The sequence below is a fragment of the Desulfobacula sp. genome (genome assembly GCF_030145145.1).
Lineage (GTDB): Bacteria > Desulfobacterota > Desulfobacteria > Desulfobacterales > Desulfobacteraceae > Desulfobacula.
In genome coordinates this window covers 22,591-39,507 of record NZ_JAQYWD010000046.1, presented here as the reverse complement: position 1 = coordinate 39,507, position 16,917 = coordinate 22,591, and the positions used below count along the sequence as shown (strand labels likewise).

At 46.7% G+C, this 16,917-nt stretch carries 18 protein-coding genes; 7 read left to right on the top strand and 11 right to left on the bottom strand.

Annotation, left to right across the window (positions count from 1 at the left end):
- The first annotated feature begins 59 nt into the window (after nt 1–59).
- From Q1Q15_RS21895 to Q1Q15_RS21880, 4 genes are all read left to right on the top strand, one after another.
- Nucleotides 60–437: a hypothetical protein gene (locus tag Q1Q15_RS21895; RefSeq protein WP_300464663.1), complete on the top strand. Its 378-nt coding sequence runs from the start codon at nt 60–62 to the stop codon at nt 435–437.
- Between the two features lie 180 nt (nt 438–617).
- Complete coding sequence (locus tag Q1Q15_RS21890; protein ID WP_300464661.1) at nt 618–1,304, top strand: rhodanese-like domain-containing protein; 687 nt, start codon at nt 618–620, stop codon at nt 1,302–1,304.
- A 173-nt stretch (nt 1,305–1,477) separates the two neighbouring features.
- Nucleotides 1,478–1,774: an ArsC family (seleno)protein gene (locus Q1Q15_RS21885; RefSeq protein WP_300464659.1), complete on the top strand. Its 297-nt coding sequence runs from the start codon at nt 1,478–1,480 to the stop codon at nt 1,772–1,774.
- 36 nt (nt 1,775–1,810) lie between these two features.
- Entirely contained in the window at nt 1,811–2,437 is a 627-nt protein-coding gene (locus tag Q1Q15_RS21880) for a hypothetical protein (protein ID WP_300464657.1), read from the top strand.
- Between the two features lie 123 nt (nt 2,438–2,560).
- On the opposite strand, the gene Q1Q15_RS21875 is transcribed toward Q1Q15_RS21880, so the two are convergent.
- The 10 genes from Q1Q15_RS21875 to Q1Q15_RS21830 form a co-directional block, all read right to left on the bottom strand.
- A complete protein-coding gene (locus tag Q1Q15_RS21875) occupies nt 2,561–4,921 on the bottom strand; it encodes an SLC13 family permease (protein WP_300464656.1) in 2,361 nt (786 codons plus the stop codon).
- Nucleotides 4,911–5,312, bottom strand: a complete 402-nt coding sequence (locus tag Q1Q15_RS21870; RefSeq protein WP_300464655.1) for a hypothetical protein — start codon at nt 5,310–5,312, stop codon at nt 4,911–4,913. Before Q1Q15_RS21870 ends, Q1Q15_RS21875 begins: the two co-directional genes overlap by 11 nt.
- Nucleotides 5,313–5,529: 217 nt before the next feature.
- Nucleotides 5,530–6,555 carry a proline racemase family protein gene (locus Q1Q15_RS21865; RefSeq protein ID WP_300464654.1) on the bottom strand — a complete coding sequence of 342 codons (1,026 nt, stop codon included), beginning with the start codon at nt 6,553–6,555 and terminating at the stop codon, nt 5,530–5,532.
- A gap of 33 nt (nt 6,556–6,588) precedes the next feature.
- Nucleotides 6,589–8,031 carry a DNA integrity scanning protein DisA nucleotide-binding domain protein gene (locus tag Q1Q15_RS21860; RefSeq protein ID WP_300464652.1) on the bottom strand — a complete coding sequence of 481 codons (1,443 nt, stop codon included), beginning with the start codon at nt 8,029–8,031 and terminating at the stop codon, nt 6,589–6,591.
- Between the two features lie 182 nt (nt 8,032–8,213).
- Complete coding sequence (locus Q1Q15_RS21855) at nt 8,214–8,588, bottom strand: YajD family HNH nuclease (protein ID WP_300464650.1); 375 nt, start codon at nt 8,586–8,588, stop codon at nt 8,214–8,216.
- Between the two features lie 88 nt (nt 8,589–8,676).
- Nucleotides 8,677–8,982, bottom strand: a complete 306-nt coding sequence (locus Q1Q15_RS21850) for a hypothetical protein (RefSeq protein WP_300464648.1) — start codon at nt 8,980–8,982, stop codon at nt 8,677–8,679.
- Nucleotides 8,983–9,216: 234 nt separating this feature from the next.
- A complete protein-coding gene (locus Q1Q15_RS21845; protein WP_300464647.1) occupies nt 9,217–9,822 on the bottom strand; it encodes a nitroreductase family protein in 606 nt (201 codons plus the stop codon).
- A gap of 94 nt (nt 9,823–9,916) precedes the next feature.
- Nucleotides 9,917–10,687 (bottom strand): amidohydrolase family protein, encoded by a 771-nt coding sequence (locus tag Q1Q15_RS21840; protein ID WP_300464645.1) that lies wholly within the window; start codon nt 10,685–10,687, stop codon nt 9,917–9,919.
- 280 nt (nt 10,688–10,967) lie between these two features.
- Nucleotides 10,968–13,394 (bottom strand): hypothetical protein, encoded by a 2,427-nt coding sequence (locus Q1Q15_RS21835; protein ID WP_300464644.1) that lies wholly within the window; start codon nt 13,392–13,394, stop codon nt 10,968–10,970.
- 1 nt (nt 13,395) lies between these two features.
- Nucleotides 13,396–14,112 (bottom strand): protein-L-isoaspartate(D-aspartate) O-methyltransferase, encoded by a 717-nt coding sequence (locus Q1Q15_RS21830; RefSeq protein WP_300464643.1) that lies wholly within the window; start codon nt 14,110–14,112, stop codon nt 13,396–13,398.
- Between the two features lie 334 nt (nt 14,113–14,446).
- Here Q1Q15_RS21830 and Q1Q15_RS21825 point away from each other — a divergent pair, with 334 nt between their 5' ends.
- The 3 genes from Q1Q15_RS21825 (at nt 14,447) to Q1Q15_RS21815 (ending at nt 16,089) form a co-directional block, all read left to right on the top strand.
- Entirely contained in the window at nt 14,447–15,220 is a 774-nt protein-coding gene (locus Q1Q15_RS21825) for a DUF255 domain-containing protein (protein ID WP_300464641.1), read from the top strand.
- On the top strand, nt 15,217–15,522 hold the full coding sequence (locus Q1Q15_RS21820; RefSeq protein ID WP_300464639.1) for a hypothetical protein: 306 nt from the start codon (nt 15,217–15,219) through the stop codon (nt 15,520–15,522). The genes Q1Q15_RS21825 and Q1Q15_RS21820 overlap by 4 nt, the downstream gene beginning before the upstream one ends.
- Nucleotides 15,523–15,903: 381 nt before the next feature.
- Nucleotides 15,904–16,089, top strand: coding sequence for a hypothetical protein (locus Q1Q15_RS21815; RefSeq protein WP_300464637.1), 186 nt, complete (start codon nt 15,904–15,906; stop codon nt 16,087–16,089).
- 37 nt (nt 16,090–16,126) lie between these two features.
- Here Q1Q15_RS21815 and Q1Q15_RS21810 read toward each other — a convergent pair whose 3' ends face one another.
- Entirely contained in the window at nt 16,127–16,648 is a 522-nt protein-coding gene (locus Q1Q15_RS21810; protein ID WP_300464635.1) for a tetratricopeptide repeat protein, read from the bottom strand.
- Between the last annotated feature and the right edge of the window lie 269 nt (nt 16,649–16,917).

Sequence of the window (16,917 nt, the reverse complement as noted above, 5' to 3'; positions counted from 1 at the left end):
AGAGCCAATGGATGGTGGGATGAATTTTGGGATCATCGAACTGAGCAGATAATGGCTGCTTGATTACTACAACAGGGATGATTTACACCCGTAAGATATTTCTTAAAAGAATGGACACCATTGTTTCCAATAAAGAATCGTTTGCATTTGAAACGACATTGAGTGGTTTGAATTATATCGATCGCATTAAATCATGGAGAAAAATGGGTTATGAAATCATTTTATATTTCCTCAAGCTCCCAAGCGAAGAAATGGCACTCAAACGTGTCCAGACCAGAGTATCGGAAGGTGGACACAATGTCCCCGAAGATGTTATTGTAAGAAGGTTCCATCGAGGATGGGCCAATTTTGAAAAATATTATAAACACCTGGTTGATGATTGGGCGATTTTTGATAATTCCGGTGATATCCCCTTTATTTTGGAGGAAAAACAATGAACATTCATTATCCCTTTTACCAGTTCTATCTCATCGAACTTTCTTCGCTGTATGAAAGAGCATATCAAGGATACTGGCCAATGCCTGGGCAAGGAACCAGAAAGCATCTTTCTATCTGACATAATGGGTTAGAAATGGTAGATTAGGATAAAAACTGAAATTAAGAAAAGGAAATGAAACGTGAAGCAAAAACCATTGATGCGGATAATTTTTCTATATGTCATAGCAACGGTCCTTTTATCGATTGGGATGTCGTGTGGATCCGAAGAAAGCGTATCCGGTTCAGTCCAGGACGGATACCGTGTACTGGATATTCAGTCGAGCGAAAAGATTCAGCAGTTCACAGTATACAGGGGAGATTATATCAAATTCCGCCTGCCAAAAGAAATCAGCACCACTACTATTGTTTTTCCCACGCTGAAGGAAAGCAAGCCCCTTACCAGCCATCTTGAAACAGCGGCCTACTTCAAGATGAAGCAGACAGGGATTTATCCGTTCAACATGGGGGCTTTACAGGGACAAATCAAGGTTATTGATTACCAGGAGGAAACCTACAGGGAATTGTCTGCCCAGCAAGCGGATGATTTCATCAAGGTGCACCACCCTTTTGTAATTGATGTCAGGACCCTGCGGGAATATAAAAATGGGCATCTTGAAAATGCTGTCCTGTTACCTGTTCAGGAACTCCAGAAGCGTATAGGAGAATTGAGTGGCCACAAGAATGACAAAATTTTGCTTTACTGTGCCACCGGCAACAGAAGTACCGTGGCGTCAAAAATTCTGATCGATGCAGGTTTCACCGATATTTTCAACCTAAGGAAAGGCATTGCGGACTGGGTCAAACACCGTTATCCGGTTGTCCAGTAATTTTCATTTAACCCTTTTCAATCGTCAAAGCGCTTGTCATCCAAGCGTAAAGATTCCAAAAGGATCCGCCTTGACGGGGTGCTGAGTATTCTTATCTTGAAAAGTATGCCAAGTTTTTAAAAGAAAAGGAGAGACATATGATGATCCAATGGGCCTATATCCGAAAAGGGTGAGTGTCCTGTAAAAAAGCTCAAATGTATTTTGAGCAGAACGGGATAACAATTATGGACATATCAGATGCCAGAAAAGAAAAAATTGATCTGGAAAACGCCTGGGAATTGATTCGGACCCAGGACCAGGTTTATATAGGGAAAGGCAAGAAAGTATTGTCCTTTGCGCCGAAAGAGGTGAACCGGGAAGAAATTTTGAAAATGGCAATGGGACGATCCGGAAATCTTCGGGCACCTGCAATAAAAACAGATACCGGCTTTTTTATCGGTTATAATGATCAGATCTATGAAAATTTTTAACCCATAATAATTCAAAAGGAAGGGGGTAGGATGTGTTTGAACAAAATAAAGTGGTGGGTTCCCCTGATACTGGTATTTTTAATCCTGATGATGATGGGGTGTGCTTCAACCCAATTGGTTCAATCCTGGCAAGCCCCTTCCTTTGGGGACAACCCCGTGGAAAAGATACTGGTTCTCGGGGTATTTGAAAATGAATTAAACCGCAGGTTATATGAGGATGCGGTGGTCAAAGCACTTGAAAAGGAAAACCGTTTGGCCATCACCGGTTACTCCCATATGACCCATGTCGCCGATTATGATGAAAAAGAAAAAATTCGGACCGTCGTTGGCAAAACCAATGCCGATGCCGTCATGATTGTCACCCTGGTGGGTGTGGAAAAAAAGGAACGGTATATGCCGTCTAGGGTATACTATGAACCTGTATGGAGAAATAACCGGGAATTAAACAACTATTATTTTGTTTCAGGCAATTTAGATTACGACCCAGGATATATGGTGACCGATACCATTGTAAAACTTGAGATTATAGTTCTTTCAGTTAAAACAGAACAGATGATCTGGTCTGGGGCCACCCGAAGTGTCAATCCCATCTCCGGGAAAAAAATAGCGGAAGAGGCGGCTGGACTCATTGTGCAAGATATGAAAAAAGCCGGATTTATTTAACCACACTCGGTTCACAGAAAATTGACCTGGCCCCTTTGATGCCCGGCGCGGTTTCCGATATTTCAAACACCAGGGAATTGGGAATCTCGATGGCCACCCTGCGTTTTTTGCGGTTTGTTTTTTTTATAGCGGCCATAAAATAGGCAGGGCCAGCATCAACACGATCAGTATGACAAGTGTCAAAGGGGCGCCGACCTTTACATAGTCAATGAAACGATAACCGCCGGGTCCCATCACCAGCACATTGGCCGGATGGGAGATGGGAGAGGTAAAGCTGGACGATGCCGCCATTGCAATACCCATCATCAGGGCATAGGGAGAGATTCCCAGGCTGGCGGATGTTTTCAGGGCGATGGGCACCATGAGGACCACCAGGGCCGAGGTGGGAATAATACTGGTGGCTAAAAAGGTGATGACCAAAATCCCGAATAAAACGGCATAGGGCCCAAAGGGACCCAATAGGCTCACAACACCTTCGGCCAGAAGGCGGGCCGCACCGGATTTGTCCAGCGCCATGCCCAGCGGCAGCATCCCGGCAATCAAGAAGACGGCTTTCCATTCAATATAGCGATAGGCCTCTTCCATGGTCAGGCATTTGGTTAAGACCATGAAAGCTGCGCCCATGACCACTGCAATGTAAATCGGGACCCATCCCATTATGACGGGCAAGAGAACGGCACCCATGATGGTCAGGGCGATTTTGGCCTTGTCTTCCCGGGGGGATTCCTGGGCTGTTTCAGTGAGTACCAGAAAATCAGGTTCCTTGCCGAGTACCGTCAACTTTTTCCACTGTCCATATAAAAGCAATGCATCACCGAATTCCAGGGCCATATCCCGCAATCCGGATGAATAGGGCCGGCCTTTACGCCAGATGGCAAGCACATTGAGTCCATATTTTTCTCTGAAATTGATTTGACGCAATGTCAGGCCGGACAGAACGGAATGGGGTGAGAAGATTACCTCAACGATACCCACATGGTCATCTTCCAGCATTGCCGGGTCAGGATGGAATGAATAGTCCTGGATGAAGATACTTTCGATTCCCTTGCTCAGCAGGACGGAGATCATGTCAAAATCTCCGGATACAATGAGCTGGTCCAGGGTTTCAAACCGGTCGCCGGATTTGGGAACCAGGGTCAAACCGTTTTGCCGGACAATGCACAGAATCTGCAGATCAACAGTGTCTCCCAGGCGGCTCTCATTTAAAGATAAACCGATGAGGTTGGAATTTTCAGGTATCCGCAAACGGCCAATGCGGTTATTCATGGGATACTTGCGGTGCAGCCCTGATCGGTCAAGGGGTCTGGGGGGCAGGAAATCTGTATGATGTTGAAATGCCGCTATTTCCATTGCCGGTCCGTATACCACAAGCGTGTCATTTGCTTTAAGCGACTGGGATTTCAGGTCTTCATTCATCTGGTAACCGTTGCGGCCAATGGCCAGCACGGTGAGTCCAAACCGGTTCCGAAAGCCTATGTCAGAAAGGGTCTGGTCGACATAAGGGGACGCTGGGCGGATCGTCAATTCTGCGACCTGCATCCCTTGGGTAAAAAAAATATCAAAATCAACAGGATCGGTTTCAAGTGTTAATTGACTCCAATGATTCATCTCTTGAATCCGGTCCAGCCGCCCTTCAACAACCAGCATGTCCTCTGCTTGAATGGCCTGGGTTACCTCCGGGGCCAACAGGGTGTTACCCTCCCGGATGATGCCTACCACGTTGAGGCCGAATCCGGATCCCAGACGACTTTTGGCCAGTGTTTTGCCCACAAGGGCCGATGTCGGCGGTATGTTGATCTGAAACAGGCGTTTTTGCAGTTCGTACTGCTGGCGGAAATCCCGATGAGTTCCGGATGTGTCCATCTTCCTGTTGTGCTTTGGAAGCATGCGTGTCCCGATTAAGGTGACAAATGCGATGCCGGAAACCATCACCAGCAGTCCCAGCGGTGTGAAATCAAACAGTTTAAATGGGGTCAGACCATTTTCCCGCAACGCTTCGCTGACCAGAATATTGGGCGGGGTACCGATCATTGTGGTTAATCCCCCAAGCAAGGACCCATAAGCCAGTGGCATCAGCAAAGCAGCGGGGGAGCAATCGGTTTTTCTTGCAATATCCATGACAACCGGCAGCATCAGGGCTGCCACAGCAACATTGTTCATAAACGCAGACAATCCGCCGGCAATACCCATGATGGTCACCACCAGGAGTGACGGTTTCCGTCCTGCGACCTTGAGCAGCTGGCGGCCGAGGATATTGGCAATACCGGTGCGGGTCAGGCCGCCGCTCAATATGAACACCGCCCATATCGTCACCACTGCAGGGTTGCTGAATCCTGCCAGGGCGTCAAGGGGGCTGACAATGCCGCTGATCGCCAATGTGCCTAAGACCAGCAGCGCAACAACTTCCAGCGGCATCCACTCGGTGACTAACAACACAATGACACTGATAAGAATGGCCAGAACTATCGTGATTTCAGGTGACATTCAGCTTGCCCATTCCGTTGACAACTTCCCCGTTCTGGTGAAGGGCGCTGGCCCATTGAAGCAGGGCAGGGGACGCTGACGAAAAAGCGCCAGACAAAATATTAAAAAACACCTGATTGATAAACAAACACAATATTTCATGGACAGCCTCCAACAATAATTTAAAGATACACGCTTTTGTGGATTTTGGAATAAAATCGTCATTTAATTTAAAAGTCAAATCTTTTTTCTCGTTACACCCGTATTTTATATCATTGGTATTGGTGAAGGCATTGAATATCATCAAACGGGTTCCACCTTTACAGCGTTTCTCCTGGCGGGTCAGGTTTATATGAAAGTAGTGCGTTATGAGTTTTGAGTAGTGAGACGTTATACCTCCCTCAATACTCATTACTCACCTCTCATAACTTTTATGTTTTGTTGTGCCCTTCAGGGCATGGGCGTTATTAAGATGAGGGATATTAACTCTCCAATATTTTGGCTATCAGTTCGGCCCGTTCCTGTTTTGTGATGTAGGGTTTAATCCTTATATCAAAAATTTTTGCTTCTCGGTCTTTTTTTCTGGAAAAGGCTTGTTGTGCTTTGGAAATAAGCTGATAAAAGATGACCTATATGCCCCAGGTGTCTGACACTTTATATCCTTCCGGCCAAGGGTCTTCAGGGTCCAGCATATGCTGGTGTGTCCCTGTGATCCAGGCCCTTCCGGATATACTTGGAATCACAGCAGAAAGTTCGCCCACACGGGTTTCAGATTCTAGGCGGCAGTAAAACCGTGATCCAATAACCGATTCACCAATATAGACGTCACCGACTGAGATCATTCCTTTTTTTTTCAAGACAGCAATGCGGGCGGAACACCCCGTGCCCGTGGGAGACCGGTCAAGCTTTCCCGGCTGGATGGCAACGGCATTCTTTCCCACGTAAATACCCTTTTCTTTTTTCAGGGGGGCTGTGATCTGACAAAAGGAAATATGCTTCCAGTCAGGGTTTTCAGGATGATAAAACCCCAGCTGTTCAGAGGCGGCATTGGTTATTTTAATCCCGGCCTTTGCCATATCCCTTGCTTCATCCGGGGTTACGCTAAACCCTAAATCTTTTGCTTCCACCATCACAAAACTGTCACCGCCATAGGCTGTATCCACTATAAGGGTTCCAAATCCTTCTACCTCTAAAGGAACAGAAAGCTTATCGACAAATGAGGGAACATTATGGATGGTCATTCGCTGCACCTTTCCGTCCCTGCAGGTTGCGACAGCATTAATAAGGCCTCCGGGTGCTTCCAGCGTCAATCGTGTTTTTGGTTCCTCCATGGGAAGGATACCGGTCTCTAATAGTACAGTGGCAACACAGATACTATTGGACCCGGACATGGGTGGGGTATCTTCGGGTTCCATAATAATCCAGCCCATCTGTGCCAGGGGATTTTTTGGGGGAACCAGAAGATTAACATGCCTGAAAACACCGCCTCGAGGTTCATTGAGCATAAAGTTTCTTAATGTTTTATCTCTGGCAATCCATCTGGACTGTTCCCACAAGGTTTTCCCGGGCGGTGGTGCAACGCCTCCAACAATAACATCCCCGACTTCGCCTTCGGCATGGCAGGAGATCGTATGAATTATTTTTTTTGACTGCATGTTTTTTTGATCCTCTTAAATAACTATTGACCCTCAGGAGGTCTTTGAAATTGTCACCCATTGTTCAAGCAGCAATGGGTCATTGTAAAGGGATGAAAATTTACACTGAGTATTGGTGTTCACGGCTTCACCATCAATCATGATGGAAACAGGGTCATCAGAAGAAACCACAATGACGATAATATTTTTATGTTCTGCAGTGAATCGGAGTGCTGAATTGAAACGGGCACCGCGAGCCCGGTTTTCACCTGGAATAAAATGACCGTCCAGGAGGCATGCAAAACCATGAAGTCTCAGGTCAGCCCCAAGATGCAGTGCGCCATCCACCTTTGACAGAGATTTGGTCAATTCAAGGCCCTCTCGCTTTTTAAGCTCAATCGGCTGCTCAAGAGAATGACCGGAGATAAAAATGGGTGTTTCATTCAGGTCTATTACAATGCTGCACCCATGTCTCTGCTTTGCCGCACTGTGAACAATGCTGACAATAATTTTAAAAAAAGCAGATGCGGCTGCCGGATCCATGTCAGATTCAAGCAATGCTTCTTCAACCTGTACAAGTTTTGCTTTACGGGTGGTTGACTTGAAACTGCCGTCTGAAAAGCTGCATATGGTTTTATTATTTAATTTTAAAAAACCATACCGCCCTTTGAAATCTGCTGAGATGGAAAATTCTGGTTTCTCCCCCTTGATAATGCCGATAATGGTTCTTTCATCTGACACCAGTTTTCGATCTGAGTTCTCAACAGATTGGAGAAGCTTTCGGATATGCTCAATATTTTCAAGTTCGGGTTGCTCCGCCTTTGGGAATTTTGCAATAAACGTCATTTTTGGGAGGGATTGTTTTTCAACGAAAATTAATTCGCCTATTGGCCAGGCTCTTTCTTCAGGTGTTCTTGATATTTTTAGAACTGCCTCGAGAATCGGATAGATCCGAATCTGTGTGTCCCATCCAATAAGGACGTTCATTTCATCGACCAGATAATCCCGGACCGCATGAGTCGCGTATTCCTTGAGAAAACTGCCTGAAATACCGGTGTATAAATCCTGTTCATTGGCAATATCATGGGAGAGCCGCCACACAGCCTGCTCCAGCCACCTTTCAGTGGGGCCGATGGAACACATATCCGGATGGTGTTCTGTAAACCACATTTGATAAACCACAGAACTTGAACGTCCGCCATAAGAGATCAGCCCGGCCAGCTCTAGATTTTTTTCCGTAATTAAATTACTGAATTTTTTTTTGTCATAGGCAAAGGGGGTCTTTCCCCGCCATTTATCCGCATCGATATACAATTCTTTGAATTTGGGTTCATGGCCTGTCAAAAGGCCTTGGGGATCAAAAATCTGCATGGGGTCATCCGGTTTAATGGAATAAATAACAGCGGTTCTGCTGGGTCCTGAAAAATGGCTCAGGCCGGCTCGTAATCCTTCTGCGGTTTCAACAATACACGTGTGAGCAAACGTACATTCATCCATCAGTTTTCTCCATTTTCAGAACCTTTCACCTTGATCAGGATCAAAAAAGATACGTCTCTGAACGGTTTGAATATCAAGGGATACTGGATTTTTCGATGAACCAGAATTCTATGGTCTTTTTCTGCTGCAAAAGCCTTTGTGGCAACATTGTGGGATACTGGCCGGATTCATTTCCGGCCACGCTACCCCAGCTTTCCTTTCAGCAAATCTCCCAGTCCGGCAAAGGGATTGGTGGTCCCCCCTTTTTTCGATGCACCCTCGGAGGTCGCGTCACCATAGGCATCCGCCACCTGGTCCCTGGAATGCTCATTGTCATGGCAATAAATGCACAGCAGTTCCCAATTACTGCCGTCCGGGGGATTGTTGTCGTGGTTATGGTCCTTGTGGTGAACCGTGAGTTCCTTCAGCCGTTTGCCCTCGAATTCACGACCGCAGTGGGCACAGATCCAGGGATATATTTTAAGTGCACGCTCACGATAGGTCCCTTCACGTGCTTGCTGCTCCCTGCGGATATCTTCAAGAATTTGTTTGCTGTTGTTGCTGCCCTTTACAGTCATAGATACTTGCTCCCGAATTATAATTTTACTTGTGGGTTGTCACTAAATCCACACCGATTTCAACTCCCCGCATAATGCACGAAAATTTTCATTCCGGCAACCCATTAACCCATTGGCTGGCCAGCGCATCAACGGCTGCTTTACAGACCGCCACTGATGATTGCGGATCGTCAGCTGAAAATTTCTCGCCATCCTTGATAAAAATTCCACGCCACTGAGTCTCGTTCGGGCTTTTGGGGCAGAGGTCTTTCAGCTGAAAGGAAAATCCTTTGGCTTCCAGAATTTCAGATAGTTCCAGAGCTGCGTGGATGTCAGAGACGGCGTGAGTGGGAACCGCCTCGCCGAGGTAAAGCTTGAGTTGATTTTCCAGTATTTCCGGTATGGATTCAGACATGATGGCCTCCAATAGGGTTGTTTTGTTTGCGCGCACAAGGTCAACGACCCCATGCTTGGGACAGTTAAGCACTAAACGCCATCCAGGTCAATCGTCTTGAGAATTTTATCGATAATTGCAAATCAGGACCGAAAATAACTTAGGCAATTGAGCCCGGATTCTCACCGGTCAGCCCTTACAGTATAGGGGTGACCGGTTTAATGGCAATGCCATTCTTGCCCGGTGAGACACGTTTTAATCGAAGCGGTTGTTTACCATGATTTCATCCAGCGACAGCTGACCGGGTCTTGGCCATGAGTCCTTGATGCCTTTGCCAATGGCAATCATGAAAGCAATGCTGTGGTCTTCGGGCAGGTTGATGATTTTAGCAACCGCATCGTAATCGAAGCCATCCATCGGGCAGGTCTGGTAGCCCAGTTCCAGTGCCATTAACATGATTGTCTGCCCGGCCATCCCACAGGATCGCATACCCTCGTCACGCTCAACCTGTGGTTTGTCACGATAATAGTCATCAATCGCCGGTATCAGGAAATTCTGTACGTCCTGTGGTGCATTGCGCCAGTATCGTTTCGGGTCACGTTGCCAGGACTTGTTGTCAAAGCATAATACCAGCAACTCTGATGCCTCGGTGACCTGTGCCTGGTCCCAGGCTACAGCACGAATCGCCTTGCGCTGCTCAGGGTCAGTGACCCGCAGGAAGCGCCAGTTTTGAATATTGAAAGCTGTTGGTGCAAGAATGGCATGCTCAATCAGCTTACGAAAGGTTTCCTCCGGCATTTGGTGTTCAGGGTCATACCATTTGATTGCGCGCCGTGCGCGGATTGCTTCATCGGTTTGCATAATTAAACTCTCCTTATAGTTATGAGGATGATTTATCTTGAAGATAATCCTCAATGGAAAAATGACAAGGATGAATCAAATTGAATTCTATCATTCAAATATTACTGTCAGATATTAGTTTAATCAGATTCGAAGATAAAACCGCTTTTTCAACATTTTTTTCCAAGTTAAGGGTAACAATTTTTTTCAGTTCATCTGCTGGATCTCCAAATGGAAAGTCTGATCCAAACATGATTCGCTTATGCCCGTATGTTTCAATATAATTTTGTATTTCATGAGCGGATGCCAGAGCTGTATCCGTATAAACATTGATATTTTCCCACAGACCTGCCCGGGCAATGGTATTGTAACCGCCGTTGAGTCCTCCAAGATGAGGGATAATCACACGGGCATCCGGGGCATAGTCATTAATGAATTTAATCGTGTTTGAAAACGCTTCTTCCAGAACAATGGGCATGTTTTTTTCTGTAATGACATCAATGGCACGTCGGCATTCCTTAGAGTCATAATAATAGATGGGTTCTGAGGGATGGCGATGCCATTTGATACCTTTGTGCTGTGGGGTTATTTGATCGATGGCAAAGTCGTTCCAGATAAAAAAATAGGGGATGACCTGAAGGTCATTGCTGCCAATAGTTAACAAATATTGGTTGGCATTGGTCCGCCGATCAATCCAAAGAGAATTGTCCTGGAAATGAAAATCATGGCGGTCATATATTTCTGCCACCGGTGGAAATGCGGCCACACATTTGATTCCGGTATGCCTTACATAGGAGAGATAGGACTCAAAGGACTGGTCGAAAGAATGGTCCTGTATGCCGCAGTGAGCATGGGCATCTATGATAACTGAATCATTTATATCCATTTATAAATTCCTTGAAAATAATTAACGTTAATTTACTTGTTTTTACGGAGCGCTTCCATGGCGTAAAAATTAGCGATTTTCATGTATTTTTCATAAATAGTGCCTGAACGAAAACCCGTGTTTGGACGAAAAGTTGCCCATATGCAAGGCGTAAGAAATTGTGAAACCGGAGTGTACTAATGTACATGAGGATTTCAGAGTTTTGCAGCAACGCAGCAGATGGGTGAGTTTTCGTTCAAACACTAAATAAGCCAGCCTTAAAACTAAACGTTCGGTTTGCTTAAAGTCTATCAAGGGGGTTGCTCCTTTGTTCCAGCAGGTTTAAGGAAATAAACCCTGCAGTCAGATAAAAAAGAGCCGCAGCAGTTAAAACAGCCTTAAAGCCGACCATGACGGCCAGAAGCGTGGCTGAAAGAATGCTGATCACTGAAAAAAAACCATTGATTCCCCATGCCCACGCTGTCAAAGACCTATCCAGCTTTTTGACAAGTTCGAGGCCGGCAGGGAAGGGGATTCCCATGAAGAAGCCAAGGGAGACGGCCAGAAAAATGCTAAGACAGAGCCGCTGCCCGAGTCCAAGGCGGATCAATTCCCGGAACAGGCTGTCCAGGGTCAACATGTATAAACAGGTAAGTACTGCGATCAGGATTGTTGCAGTCAGTATTCGGTTTCTCCGGGGAAATATTTTATCGGAAAAATAACTGCCCATGCCGCTGGACACCAGGAGTGCCGCAATAATAACAGATATGGCATAAACAGGCTGGCCCAGAAACAGGGTCATTTTTTGGATCAAGGGCATTTCAATGAAAAAAAATCCAGCGCCGATGAATGAAAAATAAAAGAAAACATCAGCCTTATGTTTCCGGGGTCGTTTTTTAAAGAGCAGTATGGGCGCCGGGATCAGTAAAAAACTGATGGCCAGAACAGGGATCAGGATGACCAGCAGCAGAAGATAGCCCCATTCCGTCATTGGAACCTGGGAAGGGCCAAAGCTGAGGATCAGCTCAATGACCCGGGGTTTGAAAAAATTATAAAAATAAGGCTGATTGTCCGTGGCGGCCCGTATGTAAAAATCGTATGTTTTGATAAAGGTCTCGGCATCCGGCCCCATCAGCTTTTTTATGCCCGAATAATAGACCGGTTTTTCAAGACGGATATGTCGGTTGGCCTCTTTTTTCATCATTCCGGGGTAATGGACAAGATCAAAGCGTCTGTTCCCGGCAAAGGATCTTGTATGGTCAATTAAACCGGCCGAGGCTTCTTTTTTCAGTACCAAAAGGGTGAGGGTCTGAAGGGACCGGACGGCGATGAGGTGGTTTTGAAAATTCTTAACCCCGGTTTCTTTTAATGCCTTGATCACAGTGTCGAACAGTTTGAGGTTATCCCTGGCAGGTGTCACCACCCATCTTGTAACTGCCAGCATGCCATTGTCATTGAGGCGGCTCAGATAATCCTTTATGGCTTCAACCGTGAACAGATAGCTTTCGTTCAACCCGTATACACCTGATGCTGACGCATTGTAAGCATCAATCAACGACAATTCGATCAGGTCATACCGGTTCTGGGTGTGCCGGATGAAATTTCTGGCCTCACGGTTGAGGACATTCACCTTTTCACGGTCGTAAATATTTCCTGAAAATGATGCAAATTTAGTTTTCATCAGATCGATGACGTTTTGATCTGCCTCCAGGGCATCCACACGGTCAAAACCAGCCAGAATAGTCTTGAGGATAGACTCGCCTCCACCGGAACCGATGATCAGTGCCCGGTTTCGGCTGCCAGAAGTTGCCAGATAAAACGGAAGATAAGACGTCAGATACCGCAGGTAACCGATATCCTCCGGACTGCCTGAATAGGGTGTGATGGCACTGCCCCCTTCTCCGTTACAGAAAATGGTTTTCTGGACCGGCACCTGGAAAGGAGAGACAAGGCTTAAGCCGGCTGTGGACCGAAGGCCCTGGGCCTGGACTACTTGTACCACGCCAAGGGGAGAATAGGCTTCATGAACAATTTTTGCATCCGGCAGGGTCAGGGCACCTGAAACAGGTTTATACTGGGAAACCTGCTTTAAATCAAAAAAACAAACAGAGATGATAAGGGTAACCACAGTCAACAGGACTGCCGCCCCTGCATTTATCTTCATGCTTCCCTCCAGGGCCACCAGGCAGGCAGGGACAAGGGAAATCAATATGATCACCAGCATGACATCGTAAGGGTGAATAAAAAAAGAGGCACAGAGGACAAAAAGAACGCCGGCAGCTGAACCGGTCAAGTTGATGAAATAGGTAAAAGAAACCTTGTAACGCATCAGTGCCATGCAGATGACACACGCCCCCAGGAAAAACCCGATGCCCATGAGGGCAAAGTAAATAACCATATCCAGGGCCTGATCCAAGCTTAATGTCATTTCGTAGGGGTTGAAATCAAGCTGGGCCGACACAATAAATCCAATGCACAGGGAAACCGGAAAAAGAAGGCTTACGGCGTATAAATACCGCAGCAGGTTCGGTTCAATCTTCTTTTGCACCATGGCGATGACAGAACCACTGGCACCGAATCCCAGCAGTGCCATTGTAATGATAAGTGCAGAAAGATTGTGCCACTGGGCATATGCAAAAATCCGGGTGAAATTGATTTCATAAGCCAGGATTGAAAAGGAGGTAATAAAAACAAAAAAATTGACAATGGCTGATTTGGGCTCGCTCATGTTAATTGATATCCCTGACCAGGGGAACAAAGCGTACCGAACCAATGATGGTTGTGGTCAACTCCGTGTTTTTCCCTTTTTCAATGAGTACCAGGTGCTGCACCTTGAACGGGGGGCCCACAGGGATGCACATCCGACCGCCCGGTTTGAGTTGCCGGATCAGCGGGGGAGGTACAAATTCAGAGGCACAGGTCACAATGATGGCATCATAGGGTCCGTAAGGCTCCCACCCGTAGTAACCGTCCCCATGGGTGGTGAAAATATTGCGATACCCAAGTTTTTCCAGGACCTTGCTTGACCGCTGGTGAAGGGGCTGGACAATTTCAATGGAATAGACTTCCTTGGCGGTCATTGCCAGAATCGCAGCCTGATATCCTGAACCTGTTCCCACTTCCAGAACCCTGGCGGATTTATCCAGTTTGAGAAGCTCTGTCATCAGTGCTACGATATAGGGTTGGGAAATGGTTTGCCCGAAACCGATTGCCAAAGGTCTGTCTTCATATGCAGCGGCTTTTTTTCCCGGCGGAACAAATGCATGTCGCGGAACAGTCTCCATTGCCGACAAAACGCTTTTGTCTTTGATCCCGCGGCCTTTGATCTGTCTTGCGACCATGTCTCTGCGCAAATGGGTGTGGTCTTTTTCATCCTGAGCTGTCGCTGGCACAAGCAAACACGATCCAAGAATCAGAATAGAAAAAATGAATTTGAATAATCTCATTGAATTTATCCTTTAAATACGGATAATGCCATGAAATTATGTTTAAAGCAATATATAACGAATACGGTCAGGGAGGGGCATTAGAAGGTAACCCTGTTGAGGCTGGTGACGTTGAAAATCTGTCAGCCTATTTTTAGTTGTCCATTTGATGCACCTTGAACACGACGAGCTGAAATCCTAATCCATATTTCGTGTAATTATTTATTTCCGAGTCCCTCATGTCCTGTTGTCCCGGTTGACAATACCCACATCGTCGTATATTTTAGAGTTTAATCAGGCTTCAAAAATAACGGGATAGAGCGCTGCGTTTTGAGAGGCACCAGGATGAAACATCATGAAGAAGATAATGATAGTATTGATCCTTTCCCTGCTTTCCATCGGCTACTCCACCTGCCACTGGTGTCATGTTATGGAGGAAGAGTCCTTTGAAGACGAAGACATCGCCCGATTTTTAAATTTAAATTACATTGCCATCAAGGTGGATCGGGAAGAACGGCCGGATATTTATGCCATCTATATGACGGCCGTACAGGTCCTTACCGGCGGCGGCGGATGGCCCCTGAACGTTTGGCTGACTCCGGACAAACACCCCTTTTACGGCGGTACTTATTTTCCGGCCAGGGACGGAAATCGTGGCATGAACATGGGGTTTTTAACCCTCCTTGAGCGGTTGGCTGAGGTATACAAAACCGATCGTGGAAAAGTGGAAAACTCGGGCCATTCATTTGTTAACGCCATTCGCCGGCAATGGATGAGCCGGAAAGGAGAAAAACTCCCGGATGCCCATGTCCTGCATGCGGCAGCCAAAAGTTACACCCAGGGTTTTGATCCGGTAAACGGGGGGCTCAAAGGTGCACCAAAGTTTCCCAGCAGTTTGCCGGTCCGGTTTTTACTGCGCTACTGGAGACGAACCGGCGATCCGGAAATTCTTGAGATGGCAAGAACCTCCCTTATGAAAATGGCTGCGGGGATTACGCTTTTTTTATGGCCGGGCTCATCGACCTTTATGAAGCCACCCATGATATCACATGGCTTAAAAAAGCCATGGAGATGGACCACATCCTGGAAGAAAAATTTGAAGACCGTGAAAACGGCGGTTTTTTCATGACCGCCCACGATCACGAGGTGTTGATCGCCCGGCAGAAAATCACCGGCGACGGTGCCATCCCTGACGGAAATTCCGTGGCTGTTTTATGTCTTTTTCGCCTGGCCCAGTATGCCTCAAAAGATCAATACGCTGAACGGGGACGTCATGCGCTGAAGGGGTCAGCCCAGGGGCTGCCGCCGAATGGTCCTCGGCCTTTGCCGGCCAGTTCCTTCCCAACCGGGTTTTCATCCTGGCGCAAGAGAGTAAGGATCTTGATGGTCAGGCTGAGATCGTCCCGTTGGTTTCAGGGAAGACTGCGTTGAATGAAAAGACAACCGCCTATATCTGTGAAAAAGGGTCGTGTAAATCCCCCGCTGAAACCCCGGCCGATTTTTTGAAAAAAATTCAGACCGTCGACAAACTTGGATAGAACCAATCCGCGCAGCCCTCACACTGGAATCGCATCGGGCTTCATCAATTGTGCGACGCTCTTTGGCGTTTGCGCCCTGCTGCTCGTCACTTACGCTGTATCGCCCGTCCTGGCGCACGATAATCCCGGGTATTGGCACGGTGCGTCGCCCGTGGGCCACAATCCCGATTGGATGGCAGAAATACCGTCCAGCAAGAGAATCAGTGAACTCTCGATACCGGGAACACATGAAACCATGGCCCGTTTCGGGGGAGACGGTATCGAATGTCAGTCGATGTCGCTCGCGCAACAACTGGACTCCGGGATTCGAGCGTTTGATATCCGCTTAAGGCACCTCAACAACTCGTTCACTGTCCACCATGGTGCTGCTTATCAAAATGCAACTTTTGGCAACAATGCCTCACGGGTATTCGAAATCGCCCCGGGGATTGTCGTTGCCATGGACGCTCTCACCATCTGAGATCCTGTCCCCAGATCCTTGCAGATCCTTGGATTCTTTAAGGAATGTCCCGCATCAGTTTTTTGACATCGGCAACCAATTTCTGGTGTCGATCATCAATAGGGTCTTCCAAAAGTGCTTTTTCTCCCCAAAGTAGTGCATTTGGAAAATCCTTTTGCTGGCGGTAGTTTTCCGCAATGGCATACAGCACATGCTGCAGCGGCGCATTCCTGCTTTCAGGTGGGATATCCAGCACCTTTTTGAAATCGGCCACGGCCACTTCGTGATTCTTTTTAACCGTATAACAACTTCCCCGGCCGATAAGGCTCTCCTCGTCATACGGGTTCAGTGTCAATGCCCGGGAGTAAAGCATAATTGCGTCGTCGATCCGTCCTTCCATTTCAGAAATTTTGCCCAGATAGAAATAGGGGTTGTCACCATCCTCGTGACGATAAGCAGGATTGATATTGACAACTGCCTCAAATGCCCGGACAGCACCAATCCCATCCGGTTTGTGGAAACATCTTAAACCTTCATTAAACCAATCAGTGGCAGAAAGTGGTGTACTCTTTTTATCCATTATATACCTTTTTATACGATTTAAATCACCGGCTTTTTCACTTCACTGTATCCCACTATTGCAAGTGTATAAATTGTCATGTACGGCATAATCTATGCAGTAGGTTTCGCGTCTATTGTATCACATTCAATTGAATTAAAAAATAATTTACTCGATAACACACAAGGGCACTTTTGCCATACTCAGGTTTATAGAAAGCAATGGCTTATGTACTATTTGTTATAAGCCGGTTATCTTCATCAAACTATAGATATCATTGCTACCCCACT